This window comes from Flocculibacter collagenilyticus, assembly GCF_016469335.1.
GTDB classification, from domain to species: domain Bacteria; phylum Pseudomonadota; class Gammaproteobacteria; order Enterobacterales; family Alteromonadaceae; genus Flocculibacter; species Flocculibacter collagenilyticus.
In genome coordinates this window covers 1,203,317-1,219,512 of the sequence record NZ_CP059888.1, presented here as the reverse complement: position 1 = coordinate 1,219,512, position 16,196 = coordinate 1,203,317, and the positions used below count along the sequence as shown (strand labels likewise).

The window sequence follows — 16,196 nt, the reverse complement described above, 5'->3', positions numbered from 1 at the left end:
CTACCCCTAGTGCAATTTTACTGGCCGATAGAACTAACAATTTTAATTTGTTTTTCATCCGGAATTTCTTGATAAGAAATAACACTTAACCCCGGAATAGTGTGCTTAACAAATCGAGAAAGTACCGAACGTAACATTCCTGATGTTAGTAAAATTGATGGCTCGCCAGACAGTTCCTGATTTTGATGCGCTTCGCTCAATGATTTTTGAATGCGCTCTGCTAAACCAGGCTCAATGCCTGCGCCTTCATCGCCCGCCATTTGCATCGACTGATGCAACATCTGTTCCAGCTCTGGCGCCAAAGTAATGACAGATACTTCAGGGCTTGATCCAACTAAGTTTTGAATAATTAAACGGCGTAATGAAATACGCACCGCTGCTGTTAATACATCAGTGTCTTGGCTTCTTGGTCCGTATTCAACAAGGGTTTGAACAATCGTTCGCATATCACGAATTGGCACCCCTTCGTTTAATAAGTTTTGTAGCACTTTAACCACCGTGGTGAGTGGTAATACATCCGGCACCAATCCTTCAACTAACTTAGGATAACTTTTGGCCAGCATGTCTAATAAATTTTGCACTTCTTCATGACCGAGTAACAGTGCGGCATTATTCGTTAAAATTTGGCTTAAGTGTGTTGCCACAACCGTTGCTGCGTCCACTACGGTATACCCTAAAGACTGTGCATGTTCCTTATCTTTTCGGTTAATCCATATTGCGTCCAAGCCAAATGCAGGATCTTTCGTTGCAACACCATCTACAGGGCCAAATACTTGCCCTGGGTTAATCGCAAGTTCACTGTCGTGCTTTAACTCACCATCGCCGGTGGAAACACCCATTACTGCGATTTGATAAGCATTAGGATCTAGGTCCAAATTGTCACGAATATGTACTGCAGGCACTAAAAAGCCAAGCTCTTGAGAGAGTTTCTTCCGTACCCCTTTAATTCGGTCCAGTAACTCACCGCCTTGTGATTTATCTACAAGCGGAATTAGCCTATAACCGACTTCTAGGCCAATAGTGTCAATTTGTTGAACGTCATCCCAACCAAGCTCTTTTATTTCTACAGGCGCAGTCGGCTGCACTTCCTGCTCCCTTTCAACCACGGGGTTAGCGGCTGCTTTACTTGCTTTCCATTTGGCATAGCCTGGTACGCCTGCCAAAATACAGGCTAATAGTAAAAATGCGAAATGCGGCATGCCAGGAATAACCCCCATAACAAACATCAATCCTGCTGCAATAAACAGTGGCTTGTCGTTACCTAATTGCGTAACAAATTGATCGCCCATGTTTTGCTCGGTATTTTGACGTGTTACAACAATAGCTGTCCCTACTGAAAGTAATAATCCCGGGATTTGAGCAACTAAACCATCACCAATAGTTAGTAATGTATAAATCTCAACTGCGGTACCAAATTCTAGGCCGTGTTGAATCATGCCAATAAATAAGCCACCAATAATATTAATAAATAAAATAATAATGCCGGCAATTGCATCACCTTTTACAAATTTACTGGCACCGTCCATCGAACCGTAAAAGTCAGCTTCAGCCGTCACTTCTTCCCGTCGTGCTTTGGCTTGTTCTTGCGTGATAAAGCCTGCATTTAGGTCAGCGTCAATCGCCATTTGTTTACCCGGCATTGCATCCAAAGTAAAGCGTGCTGTAACTTCTGAAATACGTCCCGCACCTTTAGTTACCACCACAAAGTTAATAATAATTAAGATCAGGAATACAACTAAACCAACAGCGTAGTTGCCACCAATAACCACCGAGCCAAAGGCTTCAATAACGGCTCCAGCCGCATCGCCCCCTTTGTGGCCTTCTAGTAATACAACACGGGTACTCGCTACATTGAGGGCAAGTCGCAGTATCGTTGCAATGAGTAACACACTGGGAAAAGCGCCGAATTCGAGCGGCTTCAGGGTATAAACGGTCACTAGCAACACAACCAGTGCTAGCGAAATATTGAAGGTAAATAGAATATCTAAAACAAATGCAGGTAACGGTAATACCACCATGGCCAGCACAGCTAAAACCATTAAAGGCGTCGCTATACCTTTGAGGTATATCATTTTATCTTTATTTAACGAATTTAAAACCGCACTTAATTCCATACATCAACCTACTTAATCACACGCTACCTAAGCGATTAAGCAAGTAGTACGCCAAAAATTAGTAACTGAATTCTGGCGGTATGGGTAGGTTTTTACTTAGAGGTTTAGGCTTGGTTCCTTTCTTTGTTTGGAATTGCTTTAACTGGAACACGTAAGCAAGCACTTGAGCAACTGCCACGAAAAGTTGCTCGGGTATTTGATCATTCACTTCTGTGGTGTAATAAAGTGACCGCGCCAGCATTGGCGACGCAATAATAGGCACATCATGGCCTTTTGCAATTTTTCTAATTTGCAGTGCCATGTTATCGATTCCTTTGGCAATCACAATAGGTGCGCCTGCACGCTCTGTATCGTATTTTATTGCCACCGAGTAATGCGTAGGGTTAGTCACCACGACGTCCGCTTCAGGTACGTCTTGCATCATCCTACGCTGTGCCATTTCACGCTGCGTACGCCTAATCCGCCCTTTTACTTGCGGATCACCTTCTTGGTTTTTATATTCGTCTTTAACTTCTTGTTTGGTCATGCGTAATTGCTTGGCATGATTCCACTTTTGAAAAGGCGCATCCACTGCCGCAATAATGGCAAGGCTGACGGTAAGCCCTAAAAATATCCAAGCCATTAGCTCAACAGCATCAAATATATTGGTAGGTACTGACTGAATGCTTAAATGAATAATATCGATGAAATACGCTTTTAGTAAGAAAAATGCAACCGTTGCTACTACCCCGAACTTTAAAATCCCTTTTACTAGCTCAATCGCCGCCTGAGGGCCAAACATCCGCTTAAAGCCTTTCATTGGTGATAGCTTATTTAACTTAGGCGCCATTGCTTCCCAACTAAAGTTAAAGCCGCCTAAAATAATATTACCAATAAATGAAGCAACTAAAATCAGAGCAAAAATACCAATAAACGGCCCCGCGATGGCGCTTGCCACATCACTCCACACTGAGAACATTTTTGTGGTGTCGTATGCATCCGCTCTATTTAAGGTAAATAAGCGCTTCATGACCTCCATTAAACCTAACGCTAGCCCTTTACCGTAAATTAGCAGCGCTACCGCACTTACAATTAATACCGTCATGGTGCCAAGCTCTTTTGAACGCGCAATCTGACCTTTTTTCGCGGCGTCCGAGAGCTTTTTGGACGTGGGTTCTTCTGTTTTTTCTTGATCGCTATCTTCAGCCATTCTTGTTACCTAAGTAGCGTTAGCATTTAATTACATCACACATTAGTTGCACTGCATTTTCCCATTGCCCTTCAAAGTGCATGGTAAAGTTATCCATCGTTAACCAAATTATGATCAAACCTGATGTCATAGTGACCGGAAAACCGATTGTAAATATATTTAATTGTGGGGCAGCACGCGTCATAATGCCAAATGCTAAATTAACAACCATAATGGCTGTAATAGGCGCTAACGCCAATACTAACGCTGTGGCGAATAACCATGCCCCCCAATTGGCGATATCCTTAAACGATTGAATATCCCAAACATATTGCCCAATTGGAAACACCTTAAAGCTGTGCACTATCATATGGATCATAGTCAGGTGCCCATCAAATATCCAAAATAACAACGTTGCTAAAATAAGATAAAACTGACCAACTGCAGGCACGGAAGTACCATTTAAGGGATCAATAATGCTCGCAAAGCCCAAGCCTGTTTGCATTGCAAGCATTTGTCCTGCCAATACAAAAGTATTAATCATCAAAGTAGAAATAAAGCCAATAATGCTACCAATCAAAATCTCTTGCATGACAACTAAAATCATTTCAAACGAGAATAAATTTGTAAAAGTTGAAGGTGGTAGTACAGGTGCAACCACGAATGCGGTCATTAAGGCGAATGCTGACTTAATTCGCATTGGAATGGTTTTTGCGCCAATCCCTATCATCAGCATTACCATGGCACTGATGCGAATGGCAGGTAATAAGAAGTCTGCTAACCACTGCATGATGACGTCTAACGGGTATTCAAACATGCTACTCTTTCAGCCCGTCAAGCAATGGTAGAAGGAATGCGGTTTACAAGCTCAAGGGTAAAATCTATTAAGGTTTGTACCAACCAGTGAGCACCATAAATTAAGGCCAGTAAAGTCACAATTAAACGAGGTAAAAAGCTTAAGGTTTGTTCGTTAATTGAGGTGGCAGCCTGAAATACCGCCACAATTAAACCGACGATTAAAGAAGGGACGATAACCGCAGAGACAAGCAAAATAACAATGAACAATGCATCTCGTAATATATCTACAAATACCTCAGGAGACATAGTTACTCCCTAACATTGCGTTAGCAACATAGTCGGTATTGCTATAAGAGATTACGTTGCGCATTAAGTAGTACATTAAGTACCTACTCCGTAACTGGTTGCTAATGTCCCCATCACTAGGCTCCAACCATCAACAAGTACAAACATCATGAGCTTAAATGGTAAGGAAACAATCATGGGCGATAACATCATCATACCCATTGCCATCAGAATGGATGCGACAACTAAGTCAATAATAAGAAACGGAATAAAAAACATAAAGCCAATCTGAAACGCTGTTTTTAACTCACTTGTTACAAATGCAGGTACTAGCACCATAAATGGCACTTGATCAGGAGAGTCGATATTTTCATAGCCACCGATTTGCGCAAAAGTATCGATATCTTTAATACGTGTTTGCGTGAGCATAAATTGCTTAATCGGCTCGCGGGCAGCTTCAAATGCCTCTAAAGCTTGTAAATCCTCATTAATATAAGGCTGAATGGCAGTATCGTGTATTTTATTGAACACGGGCGTCATGATGAAAATCGTTAAAAATAGCGTCATTCCAATTAACACTTGGTTAGATGGACTTTGCTGTAAACCTATTGCTTGACGCAATATTGCCAATACCACAATAATACGCGTAAACGACGTCATTAATATAACAGCGGCGGGTATAAAGCTTAGTGCTGTCATAATAAATAGCACTTGCAAGGTTACACTATAGTTTTGAGTGCCGTCAGCATTAGTGGTTACCGTTAACGCTGGTATACCAATACTCTTCGCCTGAGGTGTTTGTGCCGCTTGCAAAGTTTGAGATGTTTGGGCCGCCTGATTAACTGGCGCAGACTGAGGTACCTGATTATTGGCCGATGTAGAAAGAGGTTGATCCTTTGTTGTTTGTGCAAATGAATAAAATGAACCAATTGATAACAAAACTATCAAGATTACTGAATAAAGCTTATTCATGATTTCCTTGCTGGAGTAGTTTTTTAAATTTATTTGCCATGTCTACTTGCGGGACATTTGCTGTTATATTTTCATCCAAGCTCAACAAGTAGTTAATTTGTTGCCCCGTGGCACCCAATACATGCTGTTTTCCTTGAATTTCAACTACTAAGATACGCTCTTTAGGGCCTAATTGTAAACTGGTAACTACCTTCATGTGCTGACCTGCAGGCATACCTAGATTAAAGCGCTTAACTATACTGGCTAACAATACAACAACACATAAGACAAGTAATAAGGAAAGAACTGCCGATAAATAGTCAGGCGTATATCCCTGCGCTTGTTCAGCAGCCATTAAAAATGGACTAAACAAGCAGCAAGATACTAATAAGAAGATAACTGCATTCATCGTAATTTTTTAATACGTTCAATTTGGCTGATAACGTCAGTTAATCGAATACCAAATTTATCGTTAACCACAACTACCTCACCGTGCGCAATCAGCGTACCATTAACAAGCACATCTAATGGCTCACCTGCTACGCGATCGAGTTCAACCACTGAACCTTGGTTTAACTGTAGTAAATTACGAATACTGATCTTGCTGCGCCCAACCTCCATCGCAATAGTGACTGGGATATCTAAAATGGTATCTAATTTCTTTTTTTCGTCGGCTGTTATTGGAGCTGAATCATCGGTCAATTCTTCAAGCTCAGTTGCTTCAACTTGGTCGGCGCCTAGCGCACCAGCATCGGCAGGTACATTAGGATCCGAGACTGTTTCGCCTTCTTCAATATCACCAGACTCAGCTAGGGCCGCAGCCCATTCGTCCATTGCATCTTCATCACTCATTACCAGGTACTCTCGCCACTATTATCTAAATTCAAATCTTCTTCCAAGATAGCGATATCTGCATCACTATCTAAACGCCTACCGCCTTTCGTGAATACGTTAAGTTCAGACTTAACAGATTCAGGCCGCTTAATTTTTTCAACAATCTTTAATGCAACATTATCTCTTGAACGTCCCATTTTTGCTCTAAACGTAGGTAAGTCTTCAATATATACCGTCAAAAACTCAGGCATCTCAATAGGAATAATATCGCCTTTTTCTAAATCCATTAATTGCTGTAAAGACAAATCAACTTCAACAAAAGTCGTTGAAACATCTACTTCTACATCCATAATTTCATCGCGCATGGCTTTACTCCAGCGCAAGTCGGTATCTTCTTTATCACTTTGAACACCGGCATCGAGTAGCTCTCTGATGGGCTCTAACATGGAATAAGGTAACGCAATATGGAAGTCGCCACCACCGCCATCTAACTCTATATGAAATGAGCTAATAACCACCACTTCTGTTGGACTCACCACGTTCGCCATGGCAGGGTTCACTTCTGAATCTAAGTATTCAAAAGACACGTCCATCACAGGTGCCCATGCTTCTTTATAATCTTCAAAAATAATTTTAAGGAGCATTTGCACGATTCGGCGTTCCGTTGGCGTAAATTCACGCCCTTCAATTTTTGCATGATAACGACCGTCACCACCAAAAAAGTTGTCCACCAAAATGAAGACAAGCCGCGCTTCCATTGTAATCAAGCCAGTGCCTTTTAAAGGTCTAAAACGCACCATATTCAAGCTGGTTGGTACAAACAAGGTATGTATATACTCACCAAATTTAATCATTTGCACGCCGTTAATCGACACTTCTGAACTTCGACGCATCATATTGAATAAACTGATCCGCATATGTCTTGCAAAACGTTCATTCACTATTTCTAGCGTAGGCATACGCCCACGCACTATTCGATCTTGTGAGGAGAAGTCGTACTCTAATGCGGAGCCGCCACCTTCGCCGCCTTCGCCGTCGTCGCCGTCTTCTTCCTCAACCTCATCGACACCATGGAGTAGCGCATCAATTTCGTCTTGTGATAGTAAATCGCTAACTGCCATTCTTTTACTCTTATTGCATTACAAAGCCGGTAAATAGCACGCGTTCTATTACTTTTCCGCCTGCTACGTCGATAAGCGTTGTTTGCACATCAGAAAGTGCTTTTGCTTTTAATGCATCCTTTCCTTCTGGTGTACCTAAATCATCTGCGTTGGTGCTACTAAACGTTTTTAATAGCGTACCTTCTAATAGTGGAATATGACTTTTAATTTTTTCTTCATTTTCTTCGCCGCGCATCATCATTTGTACTTTTATTTGCACTAAACGATCTCGGGATGCACCCGGCACGTTAAATACAAATGGGCGAGGCATAGCAACATAAATTGCGTCACCAATATCCGCTGATGGTGCATCACCATCATTAGACTTTGCCTCACCTTCAGCAAGTGTTTCTTCAGCAGCACCCTCTTCAGGGGCGTCATCGCCGCCAAGAAACATGAAAGCGCCAACACCGCCACCAATAAGTACTACAGCAGCAATAATAATGATCATCATCTTATTGCTTTTTCCACCGCCTTCTTCAATTTCTAATTCTTTTTCTTCTTCGGCCATTTTTCATCCAAGCTTAAATATACATAAAGTGCATCTTCATATTATTGCTAACGTTATACGTAGTCTGCAATTAATTTATGCATAAAAGTCGATTCCGCCTATTTTATTGCCAACTATTGGAACAATAGTAGCCTCTGCATCTTCAGCTTGCTCGTTTTTTGAGTGGAGCGAACTGTCTGTACCTGTATTTGGCTCGTCATCACTCCATGCATTATGCTCTTTGTCACCTTGCTCAACCGAACTTTCACCTAAGTTAATACCTGATTCCTCCAGCAACTCTCTAAGTTTAGGCATTGCTTGTTCCAGCGCTTCTTTGGCTTGCGGGTTTTGTACGACAAAACTCACACTCGCCTGCTCTTGCTGAATGGTCATTTTCACCTGCATTTTACCCAGCTCTGGAGGATCTAAACGAATGTCGGCTATTTGGACTTTTCGACCCAGCATTAATGAAAGCTTTTCTTTCATATTGGCTGCAAAATCCGAGCGAAGAATATTAATGGTCTCTTGGAGCACTTTTTGCCCCTTCTCGTTCACTTTAATATTAGCTTGTTCGTTCTTAACGTTCATTGCCGCTTCAAGGGTAGACTGAAATGCTGACACATTTTGCTGATTAGGAGCCTTACTGGTTACTTTATTTGAAGTCAGCGCCGCTAATTCCGCTTGTTCTGCCGCAGACAATTGCGCTCGTAGCATTTTTTCATCAGATTTTGCTGCACTATTTTCGGCATTATCTTTTAGTATTTCATCTTTAGTCGACTCGGCAGCTTGATGAGCATTGGCTTGGTTTACACTGCCATTAGTCGTCGTGCCATTTACAGCGTCACCAGCAATATTGAGTACTTTTGTTACAGGCGGTAGCTCGTTCTTCGCAATCGTTACCGAACTTTCGGCCCCCGCTTTTAACTCTGCAGCTTGGCTACCCTTTTCCTTATACTTTAACGAAGCCCCGTCATCTAACTGAATTGGGTTGCCATCAAAAATCGGCACTCTTGGTTTACTCGGCCCTTCAATTGGCATGGATGGAATAGAAACACGACCATCACTAATTTCGCTCATAGATAACGTGCGGTCATTTGAGTTTGCCGCTTTCAATGCTGCTAATTTATCTTCAAGTGACATATCGTCCTGACGCTGAGCGCTTTCCAAGGCTGAGCTTAGTGCTTTATCTGAGCCAGTGCCCGCTGACTCATCTATTGCTTTATGTACGCTCGTTGAAATCAATGACGCTTTCGGTGCTGTTTTATCACTATTAACCATGTCATTAAGGGTTTGGCTGTTCTTACTTAACAATGCTTTTGTCGACTCAATCAGTGCCGTTAATTCAGCATCTTCGTTCTTTGGTAACTGTTCAGCTTGTAAAGGCTCTGCATTAGTTGACGGAGTTGCTTTACTTAATAGTGTCTCAGGGTTAGTTGTTTTAGCAGCATGAGCGCCGCTAATTGTGGAGTCATTTTCTTTTGTTGCAGCTTTATCAGCGATAGGATCAGCATCGTCATCAACTGACTTAGAGGTATGTTGATTCAATTTAGCCAACTCTTCTGCGGCTAACATCCCATTATTTTTTTCCGCTAACGCGTTAGCGTTATTTGCAGCTTCATCAGACTCATTTATTATATTTTGGACAGGATTAAACGCGCTTTTTTCTGCGCTTTGCTCACCATTTATTTCCTGAGAAGCTACTTTATCAAAGTGCGCAGCGCCAGCCTTACCTTCGAATTGCTGCTCAGCAGCACTTTCAATAATAGCGAGTATCTTAGTTGCTTCTGACTTTTTATCGTTCTCTGGCTCATGCGCAGCTGACTCATCATTTGATGAGTGCGGAGTTAAATCTTTTTTATGTTCCGATGAAGAGTCTATTTCACTCGCGCTTTTAGACTGCTCGGTCGCAGTGCTGTACTCCTTACGGTCAGACGATGTATTGCTTTGTTCAAGCTTTTGCTGCGCTATTCGTTGCTCTTGCTTCTGCTTTGCTTGTGCTTTTTCATTCTGTAATTGTTTATTATTAATTTCATTATTGCGAGCTTGCTCGTTGCGCACTTGTTCGCTTCTTGCTGCGGCATTTCTAATGTCTGTATTGCGTTGCTCTTGCCTGCCATCGGCAAGTTTTGTTGCTGCCTCACGCTTTGCATCCATTTGTTGCTGTTGTTGCCTTTGGTGAGACTGTTGCATCACTGAATTAAACTCTGAATTAGCATCTGAATTTCGTTCAGGCGCTTTCTTTGGTGCTTTAGGAGCCTCCATTTCTATAGGCTCTGGCAGTATGTGCATGGGTGTTCTCATCGATGCCTCGCAAATGTATTCGTATATTGAATGGCTACTAAATCAGCAGCAACCTAACTCTACTATCTAAACTGTGCGCTTATTCTTTTGTGGATAAACAGCTATATCCAACGTCTGTACTCAGAAGCATTCAATAACTAGGCCAAGTTTATTTTTTATGGATTTAAAATATTAAGAAAGCAGCGGTTACCGCTTCTGATTTCGAATAAACTGGTTGGTGGCAATTTCATCTAACATTTGTTGTTCTGCTTTATCTAGCCGCTCTTGCTTTGCCAGTTCATGCTTTTCAATCAGCATTTCAAGTGCTTTGCGTTTTTGTTGTTGCTTCAACCACAGCTCTTTGCGTTGTTCCACAACACGTTTTGCGGTATTAACGGCATTAATTTGCTGCTCAGATGCAGAGTCTAACTTTTTCATAAATGCTTGGTACTGATTATAAAAATTCCCTTCAATACCTTGTTGCGCTTTGTAATGAAGTTGCTTCATATAATCAAGGCGATATTGTTGAATACCTTCAAGTTTTTGCTCGTTGTCAATCAGGTGGTGCTGTGCTTGCCGTAAATCGATTCCCAGCTTATCTTCCTTATCCTGTTCTACCTGTAAAACGGTTTTTAACTGTTCAATAGCCATAAATTACTACTGAGGTTGCGCTAAAGGAATAAGCTGGTTTAACCCTGCGAGTGCTTCATCATAAGGTATGACATCTGTCATTTCTTGAGTTAAATACTGCTTTATTTGGGGCATCATATTAATCGCATGATCAAGTTGAGGGTTTGAGCCTTGGCTGTAAGCGCCAATAGATATTAAGTCGCTATTTTGTTGATAAATTGAATAGAACTGCTTCAATGCTCTAGCCTGTAATTGATGTTCCTTACTCGTCACTTGCGCCATTACGCGGCTGATTGATTTTTCAATATCGATAGCAGGGTAATGACCAGCATCAGCAAGTTGACGAGAGAGCACGATATGGCCATCTAAAATAGCTCGGGCAGCGTCGGCTACCGGATCCTGTAAATCATCACCTTCCGACAGAACCGTATAAAACCCTGTAATCGAACCTTGTCCTTCACCACCATTGCCTGCTCGTTCGATCAATTGCGGTAGTTTGGCAAATACCGAGGGGGGATAACCTTTTGTTGCTGGTGGCTCGCCCACTGCTAATGCAATTTCACGTTGTGCCATGGCATACCGCGTGACCGAATCTAATAACAGCAATACATTTAGTCCTTGATCACGAAAATATTCGGCAATCGTTACCGCCGTTTCACATCCTCTAATGCGCATTAATGGCGAGTTATCTGCTGGAGACGCCACCACCACTGAGCGTGCTCTGCCTTCTTCACCTAAAATTTCTTCAATAAATTCTTTTACTTCGCGGCCACGTTCACCAATCAAGCCAACAACAATCACGTCGGCCGTGGTACCTCGTGTCATCATCCCTAACAGCACACTCTTACCTACACCACTGCCGGCAAATAGCCCCATACGCTGACCTTGCCCTACTGTGATTACGCCATTAATGGCCTTTACACCTACATCTAAGGGGTCACTAACAGGTCTACGATTTAATGGATTAAGTGGTTCTGCTTTCGGGGAAACATGATGCTCTGTATTTAACGGGCCTTTTCCATCCAATGGCTTGCCTGAACCATCAACCACCCGCCCTAGCAACTCCATACCAACAGGAATACCGTATTTTCCAGCCTTCGGCACAACTCGCGCACCGGGTAAGACACCATGCACATTTTCACAAGGCATCAAATACGTATATTCCCCATTAAAGCCAACCACTTCAGCTTCAATATCGCCTGATACGGTTTCAACTAGGCATTGGCTACCAACTGGCGTTCGGCACCCAATGGCTTCTAGCGTTAGCCCAACAACCCGAGTTAAACGACCAGCAACAACTGGTTTGGCAGACTTCACCAGTTTGGGGTATTTGTTTAAACGTTCTTGCAATGAGGCAAGTTTTTCGGCCATTGTTATTGTTACCTAAAAATAATACTGATAACGAACAATTACGATTGCTCTGCATCGTTAAGGAATTGTTCAAGCGTATCTTTAATTCGGGTGGTTAAGGTTCTATCGATTGACGAACTTTCGCTTTCTACCAATAAGCCACCTTTGGCAATTGTCGGCTCTTTTGATAAATTCCATTTTCTTTCAGCAATTTGTTCTTCGTCAAAATGCGACGTTATTGTCTCGTAATCCTCAGGATTTAATTTAATATCTATCGTGGCTTGGTTGGCTGGTAATGCTGAAATACTATCTCTAAGAGCTTGTAAAATTACTTGCTCATTCGTTTGCACTTCAACATCTATTACTGCTTTGGCTAATTGTACAGCTAAGTTAACTAACTGTTCTTCTACCGCTGCATCAACATCACGCAATGGTTTATGGATCGCTTCTACTAACGACGACCAATGCTCAACTTGCTGCTTAACCTCTTCTTCGCCTGATGCAAAACCTTCCGTTTTACCTTGCTCTAGCCCTTGTTCAAAGCCTGCTTCATGGCCTTTCGTTAATCCTTCTTCATAGCCTTTTTGACTGCCTTCTTGCTTACCTTCTTCGAAACCATCTTCAAATGCTTGTCGACGAATGTCTTCAATTTCTTCAAGCGTAGGTAACTTAGGGACTTCGTCTTCTTCAAGTTCAGTGTCAACCGCCTTCACTTTTCTGCTATCCAACCATTCATCGGTATGACCGAGCGCGTCAGTTTTAGAGCGTTTTTTTTCGGTTGAATCCATTTGAGGAAACTGCCAGTTTTTAAGTGCCTCTAGCAATTCTGGGCTTGGCTTAATTGGCTTATCCATTAAAGAGTCATCAGACATACTGTAATCCATTTATAACATGCATATTACAAGAACTCTTCGCCGCCACCGCCGCCAAGCATAATTTCACCTGCATCAGCCAGCCTTCTCGCAATGGAAAGAATTTCTTTTTGTGCACCTTCAACTTCACTCACTCTTACTGGTCCCATTGCTTCTAGGTCATCTTTCATCATATCAGCTGCACGTTTAGACATATTCTTCATAATCTTATCTGCAAGCGCTTCATCGGCACCTTTAATTGCCTTCATAAGCGCATCTTGCTGAACTTCACGCAGGATAGCTTGAATACCACGGTCATCCACGTCAATAAGGTTATCAAATACAAACATAAGATCTTGAATTTGCTGAGACATCTCTTCGTCATGTTCACGAATTGAGTCCATTAACTGACCTTCAATATTTGTATCTAAGTAGTTCATTATGTCAGCAGCAGCTTTAAGACCACCCATCTTCGCGGCTTGTGCACCAGCTTGACCCGCAAACTGTTTCTCCATAATTTCATTAAGTTCTTGCAATGCTGCTGGTTGTACTTCTTCTAAGTTAGCTATACGCATCATTAAGTCGAGTCTGACTTTTTCTGGGAATTGACCAATAATATCGGCAGACTGCTCAGGATCTAAGTAGGCTAATACAATAGTTTGGATCTGCGGGTGCTCATTTCTAATAATGTTAGCAACCTGCTTCGAGTCCATCCATTTCAAGGAATCTAGCCCTTTAGCGCCACTACCCGCCACAATCTGGTCAATTAAATTAGCGGCTTTTTCTTCACCAAGTGCAGCGGTTAACGCTTTCTTAATAAAGTCTTCAGACTGGAAGCCAATAGTACTAAAGTTCTGAATTTGTTCAATAAATGCCTGATGAACAGCCGAAATCTTAGGCTGACTTAAGTCATCTATGGTCGCCATCGCCAAACCTACTTTTTGTACTTGCTTTGGCTCTAAATGTTTAAGTATTTGTGCCGCATCTTCTTCCGACAAACTTAATAATAAAATGGCAGCTTTTTCTATACCTTCTAGCTTGCTGACATCGAAGCTAGGTTGCCCACCACTATCTTCTGTTTCTGCTACATCAGTCATCTTCTGTTAACCACGCTTTCACTACTTGAGAGGAAAGTTCAGGCTCGTTAGCTACAAGCGCTCGAACTGCTTTCAATAAATCTTCATCACCATGTAAATCCGGCAGCTGCAATGTACCATCTGCCGCAAACCCTACTGCACCTTCATCAAAGTCAGTCGACAGCATATCAATGGTTTCATCGCCTAAGTCTAAGCCTAGTGAATCTTCATCATACTCTTCCACTGTATCTTCTGGGTAAATCAGTTTACGCATCATCGGACGAACTACCGCTAATATCAAGACAATGATAATAATGGCACCAAGCAATAAACGAAGCGCTTTAATTGCCCACGGTTGCTCCCAAAGTGGAATTTCTAACGGCTCTAACTCGCCAATACGCGTAAACGGTATGGTGACTACTTCTAATGTGTCACCACGCTGCAAATCAAAGCCAAGCCCACCTTGCAATAGGCGTCTAATGTTTGCCAACTCTTCTTGAGAGCGAGGTTCCTTTGCACCATCGGCTCCTTGAATATAATCAACAGCTACCGATACGCTCAATCGTCTCAATGCCCCAGTTTGTCTGCGCTTATGACTAATTGTAGTGTCTAATTCATAGTTACGCGTTGATTCTTTATGGTTTCGCCCAGGCGTAACCGTGCGTGTGTTTCCACCTGTTGCTTGTTCTGGGATATTTGAATCTAGCGGAGGCTGATTGGTTAATGCGCCGGGGATCCCTGCTACTATTCCACCAATACTGTTATCTTCAATCGTCATTTCTGAACGCACTGCAGGTAAATCAGGATTATAACGCTTCTGCGTTTCTTCATGCGTTGTGAAGTCCATCGTTACATCTACCTGAGCGGTAAAGTTACCTAATCCCACCACAGGAATTAAAATGCCATCAATTTTAGCTTGGTATTCCGTTTCTTGTTTTCGCTTAATTTCATATTCTTTACGAGAACGAGCGGAAATAGAATCTTGTGAGCCGGAGTTAAGCAAACGACCATTTTGGTCGGTTACCGTCACTCGCTCAGGGGAGAGCCCTTGTACAGCGGAAGCAACAATATCAACAATCGAGTCAATTTCTTCAGAAGTTGCCATTTTGCCACGCTTAAGTGTGATTAACACCGTTGCAGACGGATGCTTTTCTCTGCGAGCAAAAATATTTTCTTTTGGAATGGCTAATAACACTTTGGCACGTGCAACAGAATTCAACTCTTCAATTGTACGCGCTAGCTGCTGCTCACGGCTGTGCTTTAAACGCTCGCGCTCTAAGCGCTGACTCACACCAAATCCCATATCCTGCATTAAAATGTCAGTGCCGGATTGGGGTTGGTTATCCAGCCCTTCGCGTGCCATCATCAGCTTAATGGTTTGGTATTTATCTGAAGCAACATAAATGGTATCGCCGCCTTCAAGACTATATTCAATTTTATTATTATCTAAGAAATCTAAAGTAGTAATGAGTTCGTCTGTTGGCATTTTACCTAACGGACGTAAATCAGGCTCTTGCGCCCAAATAATAATAAAAATAGCAATGGCCAAGCATATGGTAAGGGCAATAATGAGGGTAACTTGGCGTAAAATGTCGACACCACCTAGCCCACTCAAAAAGCCCGATTTTTGCTCCTGCTGTTCGCTGTCTACAACATCACCCGCGTCGTAGCTATCGCCTGATAAAGCAACTTCTGTTGATTGGGTCGAGTCAGCCACAATAGTACCTCATTACACTGTTCTTAATTACTTAGGACCATTACACTGGCATGTTCATAATTTCTTTGTAAGATTCAACTAACTTGTTTCTTACTTGGACCGTAGCTTCAAAAGCAATAGACGACTTTTGAGAAGCAATCATCGCTTCCGCAAGTGACACACTTCTATCACCCATTTCTATAGCAGTAGCCTTTTGCTTAGAGTCTTGCTGCAAGCCATTTACGTTATCAATGGCATTTTTAAGTAAACCACCAAAATCTGCACTGCTTGATTGGGTAGGAATTTTGTTTGTTTCAATCGGGTTATTTGTGGCCTGAGCACGCATTGACTGCATTTCGGCATACAACATATCAGCTTTAAGGTTCATCATAATAAGCTCCCGCTCTCGAGCGTCAAATATTTGAAGACTGGATTATGATGTTGATAAAGCAAAAAGCATACCAATTTCAACACATTGATTTTAAAAGAAAAATAAATATCGTTAGTATTCTA

The 16,196-nt window shown here is 42.1% G+C and carries 16 protein-coding genes; all 16 read right to left on the bottom strand.

The genetic code is table 11. From position 1 onward, the window contains the following. Window positions 1-17: 17 nt before the first annotated feature. Complete coding sequence (gene flhA / locus HUU81_RS05355; protein ID WP_199611229.1) at window positions 18-2,114, bottom strand: flagellar biosynthesis protein FlhA; 2,097 nt, start codon at window positions 2,112-2,114, stop codon at window positions 18-20. 58 nt (window positions 2,115-2,172) lie between these two features. Next, window positions 2,173-3,303: a flagellar biosynthesis protein FlhB gene (gene flhB, locus HUU81_RS05350; protein ID WP_199611228.1), complete on the bottom strand. Its 1,131-nt coding sequence runs from the start codon at window positions 3,301-3,303 to the stop codon at window positions 2,173-2,175. Between the two features lie 19 nt (window positions 3,304-3,322). Beyond that, entirely contained in the window at window positions 3,323-4,099 is a 777-nt protein-coding gene (fliR, locus tag HUU81_RS05345) for a flagellar biosynthetic protein FliR (RefSeq protein WP_199611227.1), read from the bottom strand. 17 nt (window positions 4,100-4,116) lie between these two features. Continuing rightward, a complete protein-coding gene (gene fliQ / locus HUU81_RS05340; RefSeq protein ID WP_199611226.1) occupies window positions 4,117-4,386 on the bottom strand; it encodes a flagellar biosynthesis protein FliQ in 270 nt (89 codons plus the stop codon). Between the two features lie 75 nt (window positions 4,387-4,461). Then, complete coding sequence (gene fliP / locus HUU81_RS05335; protein ID WP_199611225.1) at window positions 4,462-5,337, bottom strand: flagellar type III secretion system pore protein FliP; 876 nt, start codon at window positions 5,335-5,337, stop codon at window positions 4,462-4,464. Then, complete coding sequence (gene fliO / locus HUU81_RS05330) at window positions 5,330-5,725, bottom strand: flagellar biosynthetic protein FliO (RefSeq protein ID WP_199611224.1); 396 nt, start codon at window positions 5,723-5,725, stop codon at window positions 5,330-5,332. Before fliO ends, fliP begins: the two co-directional genes overlap by 8 nt. After that, window positions 5,722-6,168: a flagellar motor switch protein FliN gene (gene fliN, locus HUU81_RS05325; protein WP_199611223.1), complete on the bottom strand. Its 447-nt coding sequence runs from the start codon at window positions 6,166-6,168 to the stop codon at window positions 5,722-5,724. Before fliN ends, fliO begins: the two co-directional genes overlap by 4 nt. Then, on the bottom strand, window positions 6,168-7,271 hold the full coding sequence (gene fliM, locus HUU81_RS05320; protein ID WP_199611222.1) for a flagellar motor switch protein FliM: 1,104 nt from the start codon (window positions 7,269-7,271) through the stop codon (window positions 6,168-6,170). The genes fliN and fliM overlap by 1 nt, the downstream gene beginning before the upstream one ends. Window positions 7,272-7,281: 10 nt before the next feature. After that, entirely contained in the window at window positions 7,282-7,821 is a 540-nt protein-coding gene (gene fliL, locus HUU81_RS05315) for a flagellar basal body-associated protein FliL (protein WP_199611221.1), read from the bottom strand. Between the two features lie 75 nt (window positions 7,822-7,896). Beyond that, a complete protein-coding gene (locus HUU81_RS05310) occupies window positions 7,897-10,101 on the bottom strand; it encodes a flagellar hook-length control protein FliK (protein ID WP_199611220.1) in 2,205 nt (734 codons plus the stop codon). Window positions 10,102-10,287: 186 nt separating this feature from the next. Next, complete coding sequence (gene fliJ, locus HUU81_RS05305) at window positions 10,288-10,731, bottom strand: flagellar export protein FliJ (protein WP_199611219.1); 444 nt, start codon at window positions 10,729-10,731, stop codon at window positions 10,288-10,290. 6 nt (window positions 10,732-10,737) lie between these two features. Beyond that, window positions 10,738-12,081 (bottom strand): flagellar protein export ATPase FliI, encoded by a 1,344-nt coding sequence (gene fliI, locus HUU81_RS05300; RefSeq protein ID WP_199611218.1) that lies wholly within the window; start codon window positions 12,079-12,081, stop codon window positions 10,738-10,740. Window positions 12,082-12,119: 38 nt separating this feature from the next. Next, complete coding sequence (gene fliH / locus HUU81_RS05295; protein ID WP_199611217.1) at window positions 12,120-12,932, bottom strand: flagellar assembly protein FliH; 813 nt, start codon at window positions 12,930-12,932, stop codon at window positions 12,120-12,122. Between the two features lie 26 nt (window positions 12,933-12,958). Continuing rightward, entirely contained in the window at window positions 12,959-14,008 is a 1,050-nt protein-coding gene (gene fliG, locus HUU81_RS05290) for a flagellar motor switch protein FliG (RefSeq protein ID WP_199611216.1), read from the bottom strand. Then, a complete protein-coding gene (gene fliF / locus HUU81_RS05285) occupies window positions 14,001-15,704 on the bottom strand; it encodes a flagellar basal-body MS-ring/collar protein FliF (protein WP_199611215.1) in 1,704 nt (567 codons plus the stop codon). Before fliF ends, fliG begins: the two co-directional genes overlap by 8 nt. Window positions 15,705-15,744: 40 nt before the next feature. Continuing rightward, on the bottom strand, window positions 15,745-16,071 hold the full coding sequence (fliE, locus tag HUU81_RS05280; protein WP_199611972.1) for a flagellar hook-basal body complex protein FliE: 327 nt from the start codon (window positions 16,069-16,071) through the stop codon (window positions 15,745-15,747). Window positions 16,072-16,196 lie beyond the last annotated feature (125 nt).

Bases quoted from the DNA above. Each gene is read 5' to 3' on its own strand.
- fliG (WP_199611216.1), bottom strand. From the start codon at position 14,008: ATGACTGATGTAGCAGAAACAGAAGATAGTGGTGGGCAACCTAGCTTC.
- fliH (WP_199611217.1), bottom strand. From the start codon at position 12,932: ATGTCTGATGACTCTTTAATGGATAAGCCAATTAAGCCAAGCCCAGAA.
- HUU81_RS05310 (WP_199611220.1), bottom strand. From the start codon at position 10,101: ATGAGAACACCCATGCACATACTGCCAGAGCCTATAGAAATGGAGGCT.
- fliP (WP_199611225.1), bottom strand. From the start codon at position 5,337: ATGAATAAGCTTTATTCAGTAATCTTGATAGTTTTGTTATCAATTGGT.
- fliM (WP_199611222.1), bottom strand. From the start codon at position 7,271: ATGGCAGTTAGCGATTTACTATCACAAGACGAAATTGATGCGCTACTC.
- fliE (WP_199611972.1), bottom strand. From the start codon at position 16,071: ATGAACCTTAAAGCTGATATGTTGTATGCCGAAATGCAGTCAATGCGT.
- flhA (WP_199611229.1), bottom strand. From the start codon at position 2,114: ATGGAATTAAGTGCGGTTTTAAATTCGTTAAATAAAGATAAAATGATA.
- fliJ (WP_199611219.1), bottom strand. From the start codon at position 10,731: ATGGCTATTGAACAGTTAAAAACCGTTTTACAGGTAGAACAGGATAAG.
- fliL (WP_199611221.1), bottom strand. From the start codon at position 7,821: ATGGCCGAAGAAGAAAAAGAATTAGAAATTGAAGAAGGCGGTGGAAAA.
- fliI (WP_199611218.1), bottom strand. From the start codon at position 12,081: ATGGCCGAAAAACTTGCCTCATTGCAAGAACGTTTAAACAAATACCCC.
- fliO (WP_199611224.1), bottom strand. From the start codon at position 5,725: ATGAATGCAGTTATCTTCTTATTAGTATCTTGCTGCTTGTTTAGTCCA.
- fliN (WP_199611223.1), bottom strand. From the start codon at position 6,168: ATGAGTGATGAAGATGCAATGGACGAATGGGCTGCGGCCCTAGCTGAG.
- fliR (WP_199611227.1), bottom strand. From the start codon at position 4,099: ATGTTTGAATACCCGTTAGACGTCATCATGCAGTGGTTAGCAGACTTC.
- flhB (WP_199611228.1), bottom strand. From the start codon at position 3,303: ATGGCTGAAGATAGCGATCAAGAAAAAACAGAAGAACCCACGTCCAAA.
- fliQ (WP_199611226.1), bottom strand. From the start codon at position 4,386: ATGTCTCCTGAGGTATTTGTAGATATATTACGAGATGCATTGTTCATT.